Annotated in this window: 19 protein-coding genes; 7 read left to right on the plus strand and 12 right to left on the minus strand. The window is 68.5% G+C overall.

Annotation, left to right across the window (positions count from 1 at the left end; genetic code table 11):
* Nucleotides 1-67 precede the first annotated feature (67 nt).
* On the plus strand, nt 68-1,489 hold the full coding sequence (locus tag KIP89_RS16865; protein ID WP_213756934.1) for an AtzE family amidohydrolase: 1,422 nt from the start codon (nt 68-70) through the stop codon (nt 1,487-1,489).
* An 18-nt stretch (nt 1,490-1,507) separates the two neighbouring features.
* On the opposite strand, the gene dmeF is transcribed toward KIP89_RS16865, so the two are convergent.
* From dmeF to KIP89_RS16885, 4 genes are all read right to left on the minus strand, one after another.
* Nucleotides 1,508-2,617, minus strand: a complete 1,110-nt coding sequence (gene dmeF, locus KIP89_RS16870) for a CDF family Co(II)/Ni(II) efflux transporter DmeF (protein WP_369807186.1) — start codon at nt 2,615-2,617, stop codon at nt 1,508-1,510.
* A 14-nt stretch (nt 2,618-2,631) separates the two neighbouring features.
* Nucleotides 2,632-2,910 carry a metal/formaldehyde-sensitive transcriptional repressor gene (locus tag KIP89_RS16875; RefSeq protein ID WP_213756752.1) on the minus strand — a complete coding sequence of 93 codons (279 nt, stop codon included), beginning with the start codon at nt 2,908-2,910 and terminating at the stop codon, nt 2,632-2,634.
* Between the two features lie 84 nt (nt 2,911-2,994).
* A complete protein-coding gene (locus KIP89_RS16880; RefSeq protein ID WP_250152585.1) occupies nt 2,995-3,786 on the minus strand; it encodes a TIGR02186 family protein in 792 nt (263 codons plus the stop codon).
* An 11-nt stretch (nt 3,787-3,797) separates the two neighbouring features.
* Nucleotides 3,798-4,724: a sulfite exporter TauE/SafE family protein gene (locus KIP89_RS16885; RefSeq protein WP_213756753.1), complete on the minus strand. Its 927-nt coding sequence runs from the start codon at nt 4,722-4,724 to the stop codon at nt 3,798-3,800.
* Nucleotides 4,725-5,055: 331 nt separating this feature from the next.
* Between KIP89_RS16885 and KIP89_RS16890 the strand changes: the two genes are divergently transcribed.
* Together KIP89_RS16890 and KIP89_RS16895 are read left to right on the plus strand one after the other, a co-directional pair.
* On the plus strand, nt 5,056-6,345 hold the full coding sequence (locus KIP89_RS16890) for a PQQ-dependent sugar dehydrogenase (protein ID WP_213756754.1): 1,290 nt from the start codon (nt 5,056-5,058) through the stop codon (nt 6,343-6,345).
* A gap of 95 nt (nt 6,346-6,440) precedes the next feature.
* Nucleotides 6,441-6,791, plus strand: a complete 351-nt coding sequence (locus tag KIP89_RS16895) for a c-type cytochrome (protein WP_213756755.1) — start codon at nt 6,441-6,443, stop codon at nt 6,789-6,791.
* Here the strand turns inward: KIP89_RS16895 and KIP89_RS16900 are convergent.
* From KIP89_RS16900 to KIP89_RS16925, 6 genes are all read right to left on the minus strand, one after another.
* A complete protein-coding gene (locus KIP89_RS16900) occupies nt 6,769-7,398 on the minus strand; it encodes a pyroglutamyl-peptidase I (protein ID WP_213756756.1) in 630 nt (209 codons plus the stop codon). The two genes, KIP89_RS16895 and KIP89_RS16900, sit on opposite strands and share 23 nt — an antisense overlap.
* 9 nt (nt 7,399-7,407) lie before the next feature.
* Nucleotides 7,408-7,791 carry a response regulator gene (locus tag KIP89_RS16905; protein WP_213756757.1) on the minus strand — a complete coding sequence of 128 codons (384 nt, stop codon included), beginning with the start codon at nt 7,789-7,791 and terminating at the stop codon, nt 7,408-7,410.
* Nucleotides 7,792-7,915: 124 nt separating this feature from the next.
* On the minus strand, nt 7,916-8,908 hold the full coding sequence (meaB, locus tag KIP89_RS16910; protein WP_213756758.1) for a methylmalonyl Co-A mutase-associated GTPase MeaB: 993 nt from the start codon (nt 8,906-8,908) through the stop codon (nt 7,916-7,918).
* Nucleotides 8,909-8,927: 19 nt separating this feature from the next.
* The gene (locus tag KIP89_RS16915; RefSeq protein ID WP_213756759.1) at nt 8,928-9,788 is read right to left on the minus strand and encodes a branched-chain amino acid aminotransferase; all 861 of its coding nucleotides are present in this window, start codon (nt 9,786-9,788) and stop codon (nt 8,928-8,930) included.
* Nucleotides 9,789-9,921: 133 nt separating this feature from the next.
* The gene (locus KIP89_RS16920) at nt 9,922-11,304 is read right to left on the minus strand and encodes a dipeptidase (protein WP_213756760.1); all 1,383 of its coding nucleotides are present in this window, start codon (nt 11,302-11,304) and stop codon (nt 9,922-9,924) included.
* A 75-nt stretch (nt 11,305-11,379) separates the two neighbouring features.
* A complete protein-coding gene (locus tag KIP89_RS16925; RefSeq protein WP_213756761.1) occupies nt 11,380-12,897 on the minus strand; it encodes a helicase HerA-like domain-containing protein in 1,518 nt (505 codons plus the stop codon).
* 162 nt (nt 12,898-13,059) lie between these two features.
* Here KIP89_RS16925 and folP point away from each other — a divergent pair, with 162 nt between their 5' ends.
* On the plus strand, nt 13,060-13,902 hold the full coding sequence (folP, locus tag KIP89_RS16930; protein ID WP_213756762.1) for a dihydropteroate synthase: 843 nt from the start codon (nt 13,060-13,062) through the stop codon (nt 13,900-13,902).
* Nucleotides 13,889-14,434 (plus strand): 2-amino-4-hydroxy-6-hydroxymethyldihydropteridine diphosphokinase, encoded by a 546-nt coding sequence (gene folK / locus KIP89_RS16935; protein ID WP_213756763.1) that lies wholly within the window; start codon nt 13,889-13,891, stop codon nt 14,432-14,434. Before folP ends, folK begins: the two co-directional genes overlap by 14 nt.
* Nucleotides 14,435-14,505: 71 nt before the next feature.
* Here folK and KIP89_RS16940 read toward each other — a convergent pair whose 3' ends face one another.
* Nucleotides 14,506-14,895 carry a hypothetical protein gene (locus KIP89_RS16940; RefSeq protein ID WP_213756764.1) on the minus strand — a complete coding sequence of 130 codons (390 nt, stop codon included), beginning with the start codon at nt 14,893-14,895 and terminating at the stop codon, nt 14,506-14,508.
* A gap of 181 nt (nt 14,896-15,076) precedes the next feature.
* Between KIP89_RS16940 and KIP89_RS16945 the strand changes: the two genes are divergently transcribed.
* Together KIP89_RS16945 and KIP89_RS16950 are read left to right on the plus strand one after the other, a co-directional pair.
* The gene (locus tag KIP89_RS16945) at nt 15,077-16,063 is read left to right on the plus strand and encodes a zinc transporter ZntB (protein WP_213756765.1); all 987 of its coding nucleotides are present in this window, start codon (nt 15,077-15,079) and stop codon (nt 16,061-16,063) included.
* A complete protein-coding gene (locus KIP89_RS16950; protein ID WP_213756766.1) occupies nt 16,054-16,404 on the plus strand; it encodes a hypothetical protein in 351 nt (116 codons plus the stop codon). Before KIP89_RS16945 ends, KIP89_RS16950 begins: the two co-directional genes overlap by 10 nt.
* 94 nt (nt 16,405-16,498) lie before the next feature.
* On the opposite strand, the gene KIP89_RS16955 is transcribed toward KIP89_RS16950, so the two are convergent.
* Entirely contained in the window at nt 16,499-17,095 is a 597-nt protein-coding gene (locus KIP89_RS16955; protein ID WP_213756767.1) for a superoxide dismutase, read from the minus strand.
* Nucleotides 17,096-17,190 lie beyond the last annotated feature (95 nt).

Here is a 17,190-nt window from a genome sequence, read left to right on the forward strand (position 1 = left end):
GTCTGTGGACCCAGCCCCTCAGCCCGCCCCTGCGCATCATGCCGCGAGCGATGCCATGACGAATGCGATGATCGACGCCACCTCCGAGCCGGACCGCGCGGCCGCGCTGCTGGTCGGCCCGGCGCTGGCGCTTGCCGCCGCCGTCCAGAATGGCGAGGTGAGGGCGCGCGCCGTCACCGAGGCGGCGCTCGCCCGCATCGCCGTCGTCGATCCGCTGCTGAACGCCTTCACCGACATCACCGCCGCCCGCGCCCGCGCCGAGGCCGATGCGCTCGACGCCCGCCGCGCCGCCGGCGAGACGCTCGGGCCGCTTGCCGGCGTGCCTTTCGCGGTGAAAAACCTGTTCGATCTCAAGGACCTGCCGACGCGGGCCGGCTCGAAGATCAACCGCGACCGTCCGCCCGCCACGCGCGACGCGACGCTGGTGGAGCGGCTCGGCGCGGCCGGCGCGGTGTGCCTCGGCGGGCTGAACATGGGCGAATATGCCTATGACTTCACCGGCGAGAATCTGCATGACGGCAACTCCCGCAACCCGCACGACCATGGCCACATGGCCGGCGGCTCCTCGGGCGGCTCGGGGGCGGCGGTGGCCGGCAAGCTGGTGCCGCTCGCGCTCGGCTCGGACACCAATGGCTCGATCCGCGTGCCCTCGTCCTTCTGCGGCATTTTCGGGCTGATGCCGACCTATGGGCGGCTCTCGCGGGCGCGCAGCTTCCCCTTCGTGGCCAGCCTCGACCATCTCGGCCCTTTCGCGCGCCATGTCGCCGACCTCGCCGCCACCTATGACGCGCTGCTCGGCCCCGATGCCGAGGATCCGGCGCTGGCCGATGTGCCGGCGGCGTCGACGCTTGGCGGGCTCGACCAGCCGGGTGAGCTGAAGGTGGCGGTGCTCGGCGGCTGGTTCGCCCGGCAGGGCACCAGCCAGGCCTATGCGGCGGTGGCGGCGGCGGCCAAGGCGCTGGGCGCGACGCGCATTGTGGAACTGCCGGAAGTGGAGCGGGCGCGCGCCGCCGCCTATCTCATCACCATGGCGGAAGGGGCGGCGCTGCATCTCGACCGGCTGCGCGAACGGCCGGGCGACTTCGACCCGGCGGTGCGCGAGCGCCTGCTCGCTGGGGCGGTGCTGCCGGCCGGCTGGATCGCGCGGGCGCAGATCTTCCGCCGCTGGTTCCACGCGCGGGCGCTGGAGCTGTTCGCCGATATCGACGTGCTGATCGCCCCGGCCACCCCGGTGCCGGCGCCGCGCAGCGGGCAGGCGACCTTCCTGCTCGACGGGCGGGAAATGCTGGTGCGGCCCAATATCGGCATCTACACCCAGCCCATTTCCTTCATCGGCCTGCCGGTGGTGGCGGCGCCCGTGCCGCTCGGCGAGCATCTGCCGGTCGCCGTCCAGCTGATCGCCGCGCCCTGGCGCGAGGACGCGGCGTTGCAGGCGGCGCGGGTGCTGGAGCGGGCCGGTGTCGCCATCGCCCCCGAGCCGGTTCTCTAGGCCTCAGGCGAGGCGTGGTCAGGCCGCGCTGGCCTCGACCGGGTTCACTTCGACGGTGACGTGCGAGAGCCCCTCAATGTGCTCCAGCTCGTGCTTGTAGGCCGCCGGCGCCCGCGGGCTGCGGGCGCGCAGCGCGACCACCGCCGCATGATGGCCGGGGCCGACCTGCCAGACATGCAGGTCCGTCACTTCGGCGCCCTGTTCCTCCAGCGTCGCGCGGATCGCCTGCGGCAGGTCGCGGCGCGGCGTGGCGTCGAGCAGCACGCCGGCGGTGTCGCGCAGCAGGCCGAATGACCAGCGGGCAACGACCAGCGCGCCGACAATGCCGATCACCGGATCGAGCCAGACGAAGCCGTACAGGCTGCCGCCGAGCAGGGCGAGGATGGCGAACACCGAGGTCAGCGCGTCGGTCATCACATGCAGATAGGCGGCGCGCAGATTATTGTCGCGGGCCGGCGCCCGCGCCGCTTCATGCGGATGGGCGTGCGGGTGTGGATGGTCGTGGGCGTGATCGTCGTGCGCGTGATCGTGCGGCGCGTGATCGTGATGCGGGTGCGCATGGGCTTCGCGCGCATGGGAGTCGTGCTGATGCGGCGCGTGGCCATGACCGTGCGAACCGCCATGCGAATGACCATGCAGATGGTCGTGATCGTCGCGCAGCAGCCAGGCGCAGACGAGGTTCACCAGCAGCCCGAAGCTGGCGACGGCAATCGCCTCGCGGAACTCGATGGCGACCGGGGCGGTGAGGCGCACCGCGCTCTCCCAGCCGATCAGCAGCGCGACAATGGCCAGCACCACGGCGCTGGCGAAGGCCGCGAGGTCGCCCACCTTGCCGGTGCCGAAGCTGAAGCGCGGATCATCGGCGTGGCGCGCGGCGTAGCGATAGGCGAGCGCGGTGATCAGCATCGCCGCCGCATGGGTCGACATGTGCCAGCCATCGGCCAGCAGCGCCATGGAGCCGAACACTGAGCCGGCGACGATCTCCAGCACCATGACGCTGGCGGTGATGGCGATGACGATCCAGGTGCGGCGCTCGTGCCGGCCGTGGCGCTGGCCGAGGAACTGATGTGTGTGGCGGTCGGAGAGCGGGCCGGCGGGCATCAGGGCGGTGGGGGTTGGGGCGTGCATGGCGGGCCTCCGGCTCACTTCAGATAGGTGCGGATGACATCGAGCAGTTCGCTGGCGCCGCGGGCGCGCTCGCGGTCCGGCTCGGTGGCGGGATCGACGACGTGATGGCGCATGTGATCCTCGATCAGCTCGACGGTGAGCCCGTTCATCGCCCCGCGCACCGAAGCGACGAGCTGCAGCACATCGGCGCAGCCAAGCTCCGCCTCCAGCGCCCGCTCGACCGCCTCGACCTGCCCGCGAATGCGACGCACCCGCGCCAGCAGGCGGGATTTTTCCTTGATGGTGTGCGACATGCTCGATCCAAAATAGGGTACCCCCCTATATTATCCGGGACAAAGGCGGAGTCACGCCCTGTTCGCGTTCAGGGCTGCAAAAAATCAGTCGCGGCGGAAGGCGATGCTGGCGATGAAGCCGACGGCGAGCGCCCCGAGCGCGCTGGCGAGGCCGTAGAGCCAGGGATGATCCTGCGCGGCGGTGGCCACCGTCTGCTCGAAATCGACCTTGGTGACATCCAGCGGAAGCAGTCCGTGGGCTTCCAGATGCTGGTCGAGGAAGGTCTTGACCGAGACCTGATAGGTGCCGACCGGGGCGATGCCGGGGATCGGAATGACTGCCCGGAACACGCGCGGGGCGATGAAGGTGACGCCCGCGCTGTCCTCGAAATACAGCCCCTGTGCCTTCTTCACGCGAATGAAGGCCTGCCGGAATGGATCCTCCGGCACCACATCGGCATAGTCGCTGCCGACGCGCTGGAGGAAGCGGTTATGGGTCAGGCCCGCCTGTTCCTGACGCAGCGTGTCGCTATCGCTGATCTCAGCCGGATCGCGGTTGCTGAGCACGGCGAGATAGGAGGGGGCGGAGAGGAAGGAGCGGCTGTCGACATTCACCCACAGGCCGAAATGACGCTCCTTGCGCCAGGTGACGAAGCTCTCATTCGGCCCGCGTACGGTGACGATGACATCGCGCGGGGTATCCGTGGACCGGCCCGGAAGTGCCTCGATCACGCCGAACAGAACGATGCTGTCGCCGGTGAAACTCGATGTGATGGTGATCCGCGACTTGGAGAGCGACAGCACCAGAGCCTCCGCCCGCCCCAGGGCCGGCGCGAGGGCGACCATCGCCCCGGCCAGCAGGAGCAGAACGGCGCGGCGCCTCAGGCCAGGGGGCATGCCAGCCGGCATCATGGCAGCCGCTCGTCAATGGTGACGGCGTAGAGATCGGCCGGGCGGGTGGTCTGGTCATAGGCGACGCGCAGGCCGACCGCGAGCACCAGCAGGCCGAGCAGCAGGCGCAGATTCTCGGCCCGGAGGGCCTGCCCGGCGCGGCTGCCGAACTGCGCGCCGATGGTGCCGCCGACCATCAGCACGAGCCCGAGCACCGCATCCACCGTCTGGTTCAGCACCGCCTGCATGATGATCGCCGCCAGCATGGTGGCGAGCGTCAGCATCAGCGAGGTGCCGACCGAGGTGAGGGTGGGCACGCGCAGCAGATAGATCAGCGCCGGCACCAGAAGGAAGCCGCCACCAATGCCCATCAGCGCGCCGAGCAGGCCGATGAGGAAGCCGATGACGACGACCGGAATGACCGAGACATAGATGCGCGATTGCCGGAACCGCATCTTGAACGGCATGCGCAGGAACCAGGCATGCGCGCCGGGCCGCTTCACCATGGGCGGCTCGCCGCGCCGGCGCCGGGCGAGCGCGCGCAGGCTTTCCACCACCATCAACAGGCCGATGGCGCCGAGCAGCACGATATAGGCGACGGCGATCACCAGATCGAGCTGGCCGAAGCGGCGCAGCGCCATGAAGATCAGCACGCCCGCCAGCGTGCCGGTGAGCCCTCCCGCCAGCAGCACCAGCGCGAGCTGTTTATCCACCTGCTTTCGTCGCAGATAGTTCAGCGTGCCGGAAAAGGACGAGGCGGCCATGTGGGTCGACACGCTCGCCACCGCCACGGCCGGCGCGACCCCGAGGAAGATGAGCAGCGGCGTCATCAGGAATCCGCCGCCGACGCCGAACATGCCGGAGATGAACCCGACCGCGATGCCCATCGCCAGCAGGGTGAAAATGTTCACCGGCAGTTCCGCTATCGGCAGATAGATCGTCATTCGACCCGCGCCCTTCCGCGCCGGCGGCCCCTCGCGGGTGGTCACCGGATCGCTCCAGGCCAACGCCTTAGCAGGATTCGGCGCTGGCGGCATGACCCGGCTCCGACGGGAGCGGCGGGGCGGTGGCATTCGTTATTATGTAGAAATGAAGCTTAAACGAGTGCGTTGTAGTATTGGAATGTTACATGAACGGCTCGGGATAAAAATCATCGTTCCGGTAAGAATAAATTACCACAAACGTCACTGTTGCTGACTTAACGTCATGCTCCAACGTGCTAGCGTGCCGCCGCTAACGGGCCCGCTCGAGGCCCGGCACCCAGGAGGAAACCCCATGTCCAACATCCGTCACGGCGCGCGATCTGGCGCGCTGCTGGCTTCCACCATGCTCGCCGGATGCCTCGCCATTCTGCCGGCCGGCACCGCCAGCGCCCAGGCCACCGACAATCTGGAGAAGCTCTCCAGCTTCCAGACCACCGGCGCCTCGATGGAGATGGAGACGGTCCCGCAGACCGGCCCGCGCGTCGACGCCTTCAACAAGACGCTGGCGGGTATCAAGCTGCCGGACGGCTTCAAGATCGCGCTCTACGCCATCGTACCCGACGCGCGCGAAATGGCGGTGGGGCCGACCACCGGCGTCGTCTTCGTCGGTACCCGCAAATCCAAGGTATGGGCGGTCACCGACCGCGACAAGGACCGGGTGGCGGACGAGGTGAAGGTGTTCGCGCCCTCGGTGCAGTTCAAGCTGCCGCACGGCGTCTGCTTCTCCAAGGACGGCTTCCTGTTCGTCGCCGAGCAGAACCGCGTGCTGCTGTTCCCGGCGGCCGAGTATTTCTATGAGGGGCCGGACGTCGCCGCCTTCCAGGTGGTCAAGCAGGGCGACCTGATCCCGCGCGCCGAGGAATCCTACAACCACACCACGCGGGTGTGCCGCATCGGGCCGGACGACAAGCTGTACATCACGCTCGGCCAGCCCTTCAACGTGATGCCGCAGGAGAAGTACGACCTCTATCAGAAGGTCGGCATCGGCGGCATCGTCCGCATGGACCGTGACGGCAAGAACCGCGATGTCTATGCGTGGGGCGTGCGCAATTCCGCCGGCATGGACTTCAATCCCAAGGACAAGACGCTCTGGTTCACCGACAATCAGGTGGACGGCATGGGCGACGACATCCCGCCCGGCGAGCTGAACCGGGCGACCAAGGCCGGGCAGAATTTCGGCTTCCCCTATTTCGGCGGCGGCACGGTGCGCACCGCCGAGTACAAGGACGCCACCCCGCCCGCCGATGCGGTGAATCCGGCGATCGAGATGGTCGCCCATGCCGCCGATCTCGGCATGACCTTCTATACCGGCCAGCAATTCCCGGCGGCCTATCGCGGCGGCATCTTCTCGGTGCAGCACGGCTCGTGGAACCGCACCGTGCCGGTGGGGGCGCGGGTGATGTTCACCACGCTCAACGAGGACGGCACGGCGGCCAAGTCCGAGCCCTTCGCCGAGGGCTGGCTGACCAGCAATGGCGAGTATCTCGGCCGGCCGGCGTCGGTGGCGCAGCTCAATGACGGCTCGCTGCTGGTCTCCGACGACACGTCGGGGGCGATCTACCGCATCTCCTACGGCAAATAGGCCGCGCCTGTCGCCCACGCGCCCGCGGTGTCCATCCACTGCGGGCGCGCCTTCTTTGATGCGCGCTGTCAACGCGCCCTGTGCCGGGACGCCCCATGCCACACCTGCTCCACCCGCCGCTCGCCGCGACGGCCCTTCTGCTCGTCGCTCTCTCGCCCCTCTCCCTCTCGCCCGCCGACGCGCAGGACGCCAAGGCGGGGCGCGCCAAGGCCTCCGCCCAATGCGCGGTCTGCCACGGCGCCAACGGCCTGTCGCAGCACCCGGAGGCGCCGAACCTTGCCGGTCAGGTCGAGATGTATCTGATGAAGTCGCTGGAGGATTTCCGCGCCGGCCGCCGCGTCAACGAGATGATGACGGTGGTGAGCAAGGACCTGACCGATGCCGACATCGCCAACCTCGCCGCCTGGTACGCCGCGATCCGCATCACCGCCGAGCCGCCGCCATGAGCGCGCGGGCGCGGTGCTGGGCGATCAGCGCCCGCAGCAGCGCCTCCAGCGCCCGGCGCATCTGGGTAAGGCTGAGGCCCGGTCGCGGCAGCGGGACGTGGATGAAGATGGCGAGGCGCCCCTGCGCCCGCGCCCAGCCATAGGCGCGGTAGGCCAGCGCGTTGCAGATATAGCGACCGGCATCGCGCGACAGGCGGGCAGGCACCCGCGCGCCGCGCAGCGCGTGCAGCAGCGCCACCGGCTCGGCCGTGGAGGCGATGCCGGCCGGACCGCCGGGGGCGAGCACGCGCCGGGCCGGGCGGCGGCGTCCGGCATCGGGAAACACGCCGCCACCATTACGGCCGAGACGCTCCACGCACAGATGGGGGCGGCGCGCGGCGAGACCTATCATCAGCACGATGTCCGGCCGCTCACGCTCCAGCCGAGCGGGAAAATCCTCGGCCGTCCGCCACAGCGTGGGCAGCACATCGGCGGTGAGGTGGGCGCCCGGAAAACGGCGGCTGCGGGCGAGCGCCCGCGCCAGAGAGGCGGACGGATTGTCCGGCGCGCCGGGAAAGCGGCCGAAGCCGGTGATCAGGATGCTGACGGGGGCAGGGCCGGGCGCCACGTCGTCGGTTCAGGCCGCAGGACCGCTGAGCGCGCGGGCCAGCGCCCCTTCGAGATCGGCGAGCTGGAAGGGCTTGGCCAGTACCGGGCGGCCGCGCCAGGTCTCGACGATGTCGTCATCGGCATAGCCGGTGGCGAACACCACGGGAATGCCGTGCCCGCTCGCCGCCTGCGCGACGTCATAGGAACGCTTGCCGTTGAGATTGAGGTCGAGCAGCGCCACGTCGATCTCCGAATGGGACGCGGCGACGAAATCCAGCGCCTCGTTCACGCCGGACTTGGTGGCGACGACCGTGCCGCCCAGTTCCTCGATCATCGATTCGATCATCATGGCGACGAGCGCCTCGTCCTCGACGAGAAATATGCGACGGCCGGAGAGGTCTGGTTTCGTCATGATGTCCTCTCGGCCTGCTTGGTGCCTTCCCGGAAACGGGGCAGCGTGCGGCGGGGCGGCGAAACGCATTAAAGGCAGGTCTGCACAGTCACGCCCTCATTCCGGCTTTTTGAGGGAGAGCGGGTCAGATTCCGAGCCGCGCGGCGATCCGGCCCGCCCCGAGCGTCGGCGAGAGATGACCGTCGGCGACGTCCTTCTCCAGCCGCGCCAGTTCCGCCCGCAGCGCCGGTTCCGACCGCATCCGCGTGCGCAGCCGGTCGTCGAACAGGGTCCACATCCATTTCACCTGCTGGGCGCTGCGCTTGGCGGTGAAACTGCCGGCGGCGCGGGCGCGCGCGGTGTGCTGCTCGACCTGCTGCCACAGTTCCGGCAGGCCCTCGCCGGTGAGGCCGGAATAGGTGAGCACCGGCACGGTCCAGTGCGCGTCACGCCCGCCCAGCACATGCAGCGCGGCGCGGTATTCGCTCGCCGCGGTGCGGGCGCGGACGGCGTTGTCGCCATCGGCCTTGTTCACCGCGACGATATCGGCCAGCTCGATGATGCCCTTCTTGATGCCCTGAAGCTCATCCCCCGCGCCGGGCAGCATGAGTACGAGGAAGGTGTCGGTCATATCCGCCACCGCCGTCTCGGACTGGCCGACGCCGACCGTCTCGACCAGCACCACGTCATGGCCGGCGGCCTCGCAGAGCAGCATGGTCTCGCGCGTGCGCGCCGCGACGCCGCCCAGCGTGCCGGCCGAGGGCGAGGGGCGGATGAAGGCGCGGCTGTCCATCGACAGGCGCGCCATGCGGGTCTTGTCGCCGAGAATGGAGCCGCCCGAGCGGGTGGAGGAGGGATCGACCGCCAGCACCGCCACGCGGTGGCCCTGCGCGATCAACTGCGTGCCGAGCGTGTCGATGGTGGTGGATTTGCCGACGCCCGGCACGCCGGTGATGCCGACGCGCAGCGCCTGCCCGGTGAAGGGCAGCAGCTTTTGCAGCAGCTCCTCCGCCAGCGCCCGGTGCTCGGCCTTGCGCGATTCCACCAGCGTGATCGCCCGCGCCAGCATGGCCCGGTTTCCGGCGCGCACGCCGTCGACCAGGGAATCGAGCGAGGGGAGGGCGTGCGCGGGGACCACGGCGGGGCTCGGCTTTCGATCAGCTATGGGCGAAGTCCCAATAGAGCTTACGCGCCCGGCGATAGACCGGGCCGGGCTGGAGCTCGCGCTCCTCGATCCGGGTGATCGGCGAGACCTTGGAATAGTTGCCGGTGGTGAACAGCTCGTCCGCGCCACGGAAATCCTCCCAGCGCAGCGAGGTCTCGACAACCTCGATGCCGGCCTCGCGCATCAGGCCCATGGTGCGGGTGCGGGTGATGCCGGCGAGGAACGTGCCGTTGGCGGCGGGGGTGAAGGCGACGCCGTCCTTCACCATGAAGACATTGGCGGTGGCGAGTTCGGCGACATTGCCGAGCATGTCGCACAGCGCCGCATTGTCGAAGCCGCGCTTATGCGCCTCGACCAGCGCGCGGGCATTGTTCGGGTAGAGCGCGCCGGCCTTGGCGTCGGTCACCGCGCATTCCACCGTCGGGCGGCGGAAGGGCGAGAGGGTGATCGAGGTGCCGCGCGCCGGGTCCGGCATGCCGGCCTCGTACAGGCTGAGGCACCAGCGGGTGGACTCGGCATCGGCGTCCACCGTGCGGGCGCCGGGATATTCGGCCCAGTACATCGGCCGGATATAGAGCGCGGCGTCGGGCGCGAAGTGCTTGAGGCCCTGATGGGTCAGCTCGATCCACTTCTCGATCGGCACCACCGCCTTCAGCCCCATCGCCACCGCCGAGCGGTTGACCCGCAGGAAATGCAGCTCGATGTCCGGGGTGACGCCCTCAAAGGCGCGGGCGCCGTCGAACACCGAGGTGCCGAGCCAGGCCGCATGGGTGCGCACGCCCATGATCGGCACATTGCCCTCATGCCAGGCGCCGTCGAGATAGGTGAAGGTGCGGGTCCAGCTATGGGACATCGGAAGGCTCCGCGCGTCGCGGCCGGGGATGCGGCCGGCAGTTTCGGGTGATCGGTTCTGGCATGGCGGGGTCTATCCCCGCCACGCGACTTTCGGTGCCTCAGGCGGCGAGTGGCGCCACGCGACGGGCGTCTCAGGCGGCGAGTGCCGCCAGCACCCGCACCCAGCTGCGGATGCCCTTGTGGAAGGAGGCGAGGTCGTATTTCTCGTTCGGCGAGTGGATGCGGTCATCGTCCAGCGCGAAGCCGATCAGCAGCGTGTCCTGATCCAGCGTCTTCTTGAAATGGCCGACGATCGGGATCGAGCCGCCCGCGCCGACCGTGACCGCCGGCTTGCCCCATTCGTCGCCCAGCGCGGCGCTGGCCTTGGCGAGGTTCGGGTTGTCATGGGAGACGGCGACCGCCGGCGAGCCCTCGCCGCCGCGGAACTCGACCGTGCAGTCGGCAGGGATCAGGCTGCGCACGAAGGCGCGCACCGCATCGCGCACATGGACCGGGTTCTGCCCGGCGACGAGGCGGCAGGAGATTTTCGCGGTGGCGATGGAGGGAATGACGGTCTTCGACCCCTCGCCAATATAGCCGCCCCACATGCCATTGACCTCGAAGGTCGGGCGCGAGGTGGTCATCTCCACCAGCGAACGGCCCCGCTCGCCGATGGGCTGCGACAGGCCGATGGGGCCGAGGAAGACCTCCGGCGTCAGGCCGAGCGCGTTCCACTGCGCCTTCACCTCGTCCGGCGGCTCGACCACGCCGTCATAGAAACCGGGAATGGTGATGCGCCCGTCCGGCCCGTGCACCGCGCCGATGATCGTGGAGAGCACATGCAGCGGGTTGGCGGCGGCCCCGCCATAATAGCCGGAATGCAGGTCGCGATTGGCGCAGGTGACGACGATCTCGTCATGCATCAACCCACGCAGCGAGACGGTGATAGCCGGGGTGGTGGCGTTCCACATCGAGGTATCGCAGACCAGCGCGATGTCGGCGGCGAGTTCCTCGCGATGCGCCTCAAGGAACGGCGGCAGATTGCCGGAGCCGTTCTCCTCCTCGCCCTCGACCATGATGGTGACGTCGACCGGCAGCGTGCCGGTGACTTTCAGATAGGCGCGGCAGGCCTCGACGAAGGTCATGACCTGGCCCTTGTCGTCGGAGGAGCCGCGCGCGACGATGCGCTTCACCCCGTTCGGCCCCTCGATGATCTTCGGCTCGAAGGGCGGGTTCTCCCACAGTTCCAGCGGATCGACCGGCTGCACGTCGTAATGGCCGTAGAACAGCACCCGCTTGCCGGTGCCGAGCTGCGAGATGCCGGTGACGACCGGGTGGCCGGGCGTGTCATTCAGCGTGGCGGTGAGGCCGAGGCCGGCGAGGTCGTCCACCAGCCACTGGCCGGCGCGCCGGCAGTCCGCCGCATAGGCGCGATCGGTCGAGATGGACGGGATGCGCAGGAAGGCGAAAAGCCGTTCCAGAGCGCCATCGAGATCGGCGTCGACGGTCGCCAGAACGCGGTCGAGATCGGTCATGACACGAAGTCCTTTGGTCTTGTCGTCGGCCCGCGAGCGGCGGGCCGGGCGTGAAAAGCGTAAAATGATGCGAGGCTAGCGTCGTCGCGCGCCGCCCAGCACGTTGCGCAGGATCGCCTTGGTGATCTGGTTGGTGACTTCGCGGGTGACCTGCCGCGTCACCTGCTCGCCGATGGTCATGCGTCCGCGCGTGCGCCCGCCGCCGAACAGCCCGCCGAGCACATCGCTGATCCAGCCGCCGCCGGCGGCATCGGCCTGCGTGGGGGAGGAGGTCTCCGGGGTGGGCGTCTCCGGGGCCGGGCCCTCGCTGGCGCGCTTGGCCAGCATCTCATAGGCGGACTCGGCGTCCAGCGTCTCGTCATAGACGCCGCGTACCGGGCTGCGCTCGATCGCCACCCGCCGCAGCTCCGGCGTGATCGGCCCGACACGCCCGGTGGGCGGGGCGATGAGCGTGCGCTCGACCATGGAAGGCGTGCCGTTGCCCTCCAAGGTGGAAACCAGCGCCTCGCCCTTGCCGAGCTCTGTGATGACGCGGGCGGTGTCGAGCTTCGGATTGGGGCGGAACGTGTCGGCGGCGGACTTCACCGCCTTCTGGTCGCGCGGGGTGAAGGCGCGCAGCGCGTGCTGCACCCGGTTGCCGAGCTGGGCGAGCACGCTTTCGGGCACATCGAGCGGGTTCTGGGTGACGAAATAGACGCCGACGCCCTTGGAGCGGATGAGCCGGACCACCTGCTCGATCTTTTGCAGCAGCGCCTTGGGCGCGTCGTCGAACAGCAGATGCGCCTCGTCGAAGAAGAACACGACCTTCGGCTTGTCGGGGTCGCCGACCTCGGGAAGCTCCTCGAACAGTTCCGACAGCAGCCACAGAAGGAAGGAGGCGTAGAGCTGCGGCGCGCCCATCAGCTTGTCGGCGGCGAGGATGCTGATCGTGCCATAGCCCGAGCGCGGCTCGACGCGCATCAGATCGGTGATCTTCAGAGCCGGCTCGCCGAAGAATTTGTCAGCGCCCTGATTCTCCAGCACGAGGAGCTGGCGCTGGATGGCGCCGACGGTGGCCGCCGAGACATTGCCATAGGTGGTGGTGAGTTTGCCCGCATTCTCCGCCACGAAGGCGAGCATCGCGCGCAGATCCTTCAGGTCGAGCAGCAGCAGGCCCTGTTCGTCGGCGACGCGGAAGACGACGTTGAGCACGCCCTCCTGCACCTCGTTGAGGTTCAGCAGCCGGGCCAGCAGCAGCGGGCCCATTTCCGAGACGGTGGCGCGGACCGGGTGGCCCTGCTCGCCGAACAGGTCCCAGAAGATGACGGGGAATTCGTCCGGCACGTAGTCGATGCCGATTTCCGCGCACCGCTTGAGGATCCAGTCCTGCCCCTCGCCGGGCATGGCGATGCCGGACAGGTCGCCCTTGATGTCCGCCGCGAAGACCGGGACGCCGGCGCGGGAGAAGCCTTCCGCCAGCGTCTGGAGGGTGACGGTCTTGCCGGTGCCGGTGGCGCCGGTGGCGAGGCCGTGCCGGTTGGCCAGCTTGAGCGTGAGATATTCGGGCTTGTCGCTCCGGCCGAGATAGATCTTGCCGTCGATATCACCGGACATGGTGGTCCTCTGCGAGCGGGTCTGACGCACTTTAGAGCGCGCCGCGCGCGCTTCGGCAAGCCGTGAGGGCGATGGATGCGTCGCGACCGGACATGTGTAGGCCTTGCCTTCCTCCGCGCGGCGGGCGATTTGGAAGCCAGCAACCCGACGCCGGAACCCTTGATGGCTTCTCTCATCTCGCCGACCCAACGGTGCCTTGATGCGCGCGGGCGCCGGCTCGACTATGCCGGCCGCACGCTGATCATGGGCATCCTCAATGTGACGCCCGATTCCTTCTCCGATGGCGGGCGCAGCGCGGCGCTCGACGACGCGGTGGCGAACGCCCATCGCCTGGTCGCGGAAGGCGCTGACATTCTCGACATTGGCGGCGAATCGACCCGGCCCGGCCACACGCCGGTGCCGGCCGAGGAGGAGATGCGCCGCGTGCTGCCCGCCATCGAGGCGCTGGCGGGGCTCAGCGTGCCGATCTCCATCGACACGCAGAAGGCCGTGGTCGCGGAGGCGGCGCTGAAGGCCGGCGCGGTGATCGTCAACGACATATGGGGCCTGATGGGAGACCCGGAGATGGCGCGCGTCGCGGCCGCTCATGAGGCGGGCGTGGTCGCCATGCACAACCGGGCCAGCGTCGATCCGACGGTCGATATCGTCGCCGACATCATCGCCTTCTTCGAGCAGGCGCTGGAGCGCGCAGCCCGCGCCGGCATCCGCGCCGACCGCATCAGCCTCGATCCCGGCATCGGCTTCGGCAAGACCTTCGAGCAGAATCTGAGGGCCATCGCCTCGCTCGGCGAGATCGGTAAGCTCGGCTTCCCGCTGCTGCTCGGCACCTCCCGCAAGTCATTGATCAGCAAGGTGATCGAGACCGCGCCGGCCGAGCGCCTGCCGGGTACCATCGCCTCCAACGTGATCGGTATCATGGCGGGCTGCGCCATCATCCGCGTGCATGACGTGGCCGCCCATGTGCAGGCCGCCCGCGTGACGGAGGCGATCCGTGGCGCCGCCTGACTTCTTCATCCGCCGGCCGCGCAAGGTCGAGAAGCGCACCGCCTATCTCTGCCTCGGCTCCAATCTGGGCGACCGGGCCGGCACCATGGCGAAGGCGGTGGGGCTGATCGCGCGCACCGGGCTCACCATCATCGCCCGTTCCTCGCTTTACGAGACGCCGCCCTGGGGGCCGGTGCCGCAGGGGCCGTATCTCAACATGGTGGTGGCGGTGGAGACCGAGCTGTCGGCCCGCGAACTGCTGCACATGCTGCTGGGGGTCGAGCACGCCTTCGGGCGCGACCGCACCCGCGAAGTACGCTTCGGGCCGCGCACCATCGATATCGACATCCTGCTCTATGGTGAGGAGCGGGTGGACGAGCCGGACCTCGAAATCCCGCATCCGCGCATGATGGAGCGGGCCTTCGCGCTGATTCCGCTGGCGGAACTGGCCCCCGATCTGGTGGTCGGCGGCGTGCCGGTGCGTGCGGCATTGGAGGCGCTGGACCGATCGGGCATCGTCAAGGTCGATCCCCCGTCCTTGGGCGACGCATAGAAAAGGGGCGACGGATCGCTCCGCCGCCCCTTTTTCCAATTTCGTGATGCGCCGATCAGCGCAGGCCTTGATCAGCGGCAGACCTCGACATCGCGCGAGCGCGGATGGCCCCAGCGATTGTAATAGGTCTGGGTCTCCACCCAGCAGCGCGGACGGTGCGGCCGGTAGCCGGGACCATAGCCGGGGCCCGGGCCGTAGCCGGGACCATAGGCCGGGACGTAGCGCGGGCCGTAGCCATAGCGCGGCGGCGGGGGCGGCGGCGGGGCGTAATAATAGTCGTTGCGGGCGTAGTCATTGGCCGCAGCGGCGGCGATGCCGCCGATCAGCAGCCCGCCGACCACGCCGGCCGCGACGGCGGCGCCGGTGTTGTTGCGCGCATAGGAAGCGGTGGGAACCGAAGCCAGCGTCGCCCCGACAAGGGCAAGGGCGGCGAATTTGGCGGGTTTTGCGAGGCGGATCATGGCGGTCCTCGTGAGAACTCTGCGGGTCGCTCGCGGCCGGTATTGGCCGTTGATGGAACCGAAGCTAGAACGAGGGGGCCGAACCCAAGCTGAACCGGCTGTTGCAATAGGTTCATCAAACTGAACGCATTCCAGAGGCGACGTTCATCTGGCGTTCATGCCTGTCCTGAGGAGCGCGCGCGTGCCGGATTTCGATACTGAGGGACTGGTTGGGGCCTGGATATTCGATGGCGCGGGCGGCGCGCGCCGCATCGGCTGGGAGGAGATCCATCAGGGCGCGCCGAAGTCCCCCGCCTTCGTCTGGATCAGCCTGCAGCAGCTGGAGCACCGACACCCGCAGAACTGGCTGCACCAGCAGAGCGGCATCGACGCCGCCATCATCGAATCGCTGGTGGCGGCGGAGACCCGGCCGCGCTGCGCGCTCTATGAGCACGGCGCCTTCCTGAACCTGCGCGGCATCAATCTGATGCCCTATTCGCTGCCGGATGAGATGCATTCGGTGCGTTTCTGGGTCGAGCCCAACCGCATCGTCTCGGTGCGCAAGCGCCCGCTCTCGGCGATGGGCGATTTCGAGGACGCGATCCAGCGCGGGCGGGCGCCGCGCACGCCCGGCGAGTTCGTCGCCGATATTTCCATGCGGCTGGTCGACCGCATGGACACGGTCATCACCGCGCTGGCCGAGCAGGCGGACGAGCTGGAGGAGCAGGTGCTGCGCGCGACGCTGTCCAATCTCAGCGTCAAGGTGTCGGAAGTGCGCCGCGTGGCCATCATCCTGCGCCGCTACATCGCCCCGCAGCGCGAGGCGCTGAACCATTTCTCGCTGGAGGATGCCGAATGGCTCTCCCCACGCGACCGCAACCGGCTGCGCGAGGCCGCCGACCGGGTGACGCGCTTTGCCGAGGAACTCGATTCCGTGCGCGACCGTGCGGCGGTGATCTACGACCAGATGGTTGAGCGCCGGGCCGAGCAGATGAACCATTCCATGCTCATCCTGGCGGCGGTGACCGTGGTGTTCGCCCCGCTCAACCTCATCACCGGCCTGTTCGGCATGAATGTCGGCGGCATTCCCTTTGCCGAAGACCCCAACGGCTTCTGGACCATGGTGCTCCTCGCCCTCGCTTTGGGCATGGTACTGATGAGCGTGTTCCGTGGGGTGAAATGGCTGTGATGCGCGCCGCGCTGCGACTTCTGCCGGCCGTCGCGGTCCTGCTCTGGGCGGGAGCCGCCGACGCCTATGAATTCACCGGGGCGTTCCCCGGCGGCGACTGCAAGGAAATGGCGCGTACCATTCCGCCCAACAAGCTCTGGTACGGCCATTTCACCGGCCAGCGTGAATGGGGGCTCTATCTCAACCGGTTGCAGACGCGCACCGTGGAGGGCTGCTTCCGCACCCGCGCGGAATGCGACAACTGGCTGTACCAGTGGCGCTCCACCTACCAGTATAATTTCTGGGCCGATTACTGCGTGCTCAGCGACCAGCCGCGCCCGCGCCGCCCCTATGCGGGCTGACCCGTCCGGCTGACCCGCCAGGCTGACGCGGGCAGCAAAAAGGCGCCGGCCGCGAGGGCCGACGCCTTGATGGGAACCGTGATCGTCGGAAGGGTCAGACGGCCTTGCTGTAAAGCTCGGCGACGTATTCCCAGTTCACCAGGTTCTCGACGAACGCCTTGAGATAGTCCGGGCGGCGATTGCGATAATCGATGTAGTACGAGTGTTCCCACACGTCGCAGCCCAGGATCGGGGTGGCGCCGTGGACCAGCGGGCTCTCGCCGTTCGGCGTCTTCATGACGACGATCTTGCCGTCCTTGACCGCCAGCCAGTTCCAGCCCGAGCCGAACTGGGTGACGCCGGCCTGGATGAAGTCTTCCTTCATCTTCTCGACCGAGCCGAGATCCTCGACGATCTTCTTTTCCAGCTCGCCGGGGATGGCGCCGCCGCCATTCGGCTTCATCCAATGCCAGAAGTGCATGTGGTTGAAGTGCTGGCCGGCATTGTTGAACAGGCCGGCATTCTTGCCATAGGAGCCGGTGACGATCTCCTCGAGCGACTTGCCCTCGAATTCGGTCCCCTTCAGCAGGTTGTTGCCGTTGGTGACATAGGCCTGATGGTGCTTGTCGTGATGATACTCAAGCGTCTCACGCGACATGTAGGGCGTGAGGGCATCGTAGGAATAGGGAAGCTCGGGAAGCGTGAAGGACATCGAAACTGTCTCCGCGAAATGAAATCCGGCCGCGCCGTCCCGGCATCGGGTACGGGTGCTTTGGCACCCGCGCGGGCGGCTCCGTCTAGATAGGG

It is taken from the genome of Ancylobacter radicis (assembly GCF_018449475.1).
GTDB classification, from domain to species: Bacteria; Pseudomonadota; Alphaproteobacteria; order Rhizobiales; family Xanthobacteraceae; genus Ancylobacter; species Ancylobacter radicis.

What these genes read in the sequence shown, in the direction of transcription:
- KIP89_RS16925 (WP_213756761.1), bottom strand. Translation starts at nt 12,897, where the DNA reads ATGTCCGGTGATATCGACGGCAAGATCTATCTCGGCCGGAGCGACAAG.
- KIP89_RS16920 (WP_213756760.1), bottom strand. Translation starts at nt 11,304, where the DNA reads ATGACCGATCTCGACCGCGTTCTGGCGACCGTCGACGCCGATCTCGAT.
- KIP89_RS16880 (WP_250152585.1), bottom strand. Translation starts at nt 3,786, where the DNA reads ATGCCCCCTGGCCTGAGGCGCCGCGCCGTTCTGCTCCTGCTGGCCGGG.
- KIP89_RS16905 (WP_213756757.1), bottom strand. Translation starts at nt 7,791, where the DNA reads ATGACGAAACCAGACCTCTCCGGCCGTCGCATATTTCTCGTCGAGGAC.
- KIP89_RS16940 (WP_213756764.1), bottom strand. Translation starts at nt 14,895, where the DNA reads ATGATCCGCCTCGCAAAACCCGCCAAATTCGCCGCCCTTGCCCTTGTC.
- KIP89_RS16950 (WP_213756766.1), top strand. Translation starts at nt 16,054, where the DNA reads ATGGCTGTGATGCGCGCCGCGCTGCGACTTCTGCCGGCCGTCGCGGTC.
- KIP89_RS16895 (WP_213756755.1), top strand. Translation starts at nt 6,441, where the DNA reads ATGCCACACCTGCTCCACCCGCCGCTCGCCGCGACGGCCCTTCTGCTC.
- KIP89_RS16875 (WP_213756752.1), bottom strand. Translation starts at nt 2,910, where the DNA reads ATGTCGCACACCATCAAGGAAAAATCCCGCCTGCTGGCGCGGGTGCGT.
- KIP89_RS16890 (WP_213756754.1), top strand. Translation starts at nt 5,056, where the DNA reads ATGTCCAACATCCGTCACGGCGCGCGATCTGGCGCGCTGCTGGCTTCC.
- KIP89_RS16955 (WP_213756767.1), bottom strand. Translation starts at nt 17,095, where the DNA reads ATGTCCTTCACGCTTCCCGAGCTTCCCTATTCCTACGATGCCCTCACG.
- dmeF (WP_369807186.1), bottom strand. Translation starts at nt 2,617, where the DNA reads ATGCACGCCCCAACCCCCACCGCCCTGATGCCCGCCGGCCCGCTCTCC.
- KIP89_RS16915 (WP_213756759.1), bottom strand. Translation starts at nt 9,788, where the DNA reads ATGTCCCATAGCTGGACCCGCACCTTCACCTATCTCGACGGCGCCTGG.
- folP (WP_213756762.1), top strand. Translation starts at nt 13,060, where the DNA reads ATGGCTTCTCTCATCTCGCCGACCCAACGGTGCCTTGATGCGCGCGGG.
- KIP89_RS16865 (WP_213756934.1), top strand. Translation starts at nt 68, where the DNA reads ATGATCGACGCCACCTCCGAGCCGGACCGCGCGGCCGCGCTGCTGGTC.
- KIP89_RS16885 (WP_213756753.1), bottom strand. Translation starts at nt 4,724, where the DNA reads ATGACGATCTATCTGCCGATAGCGGAACTGCCGGTGAACATTTTCACC.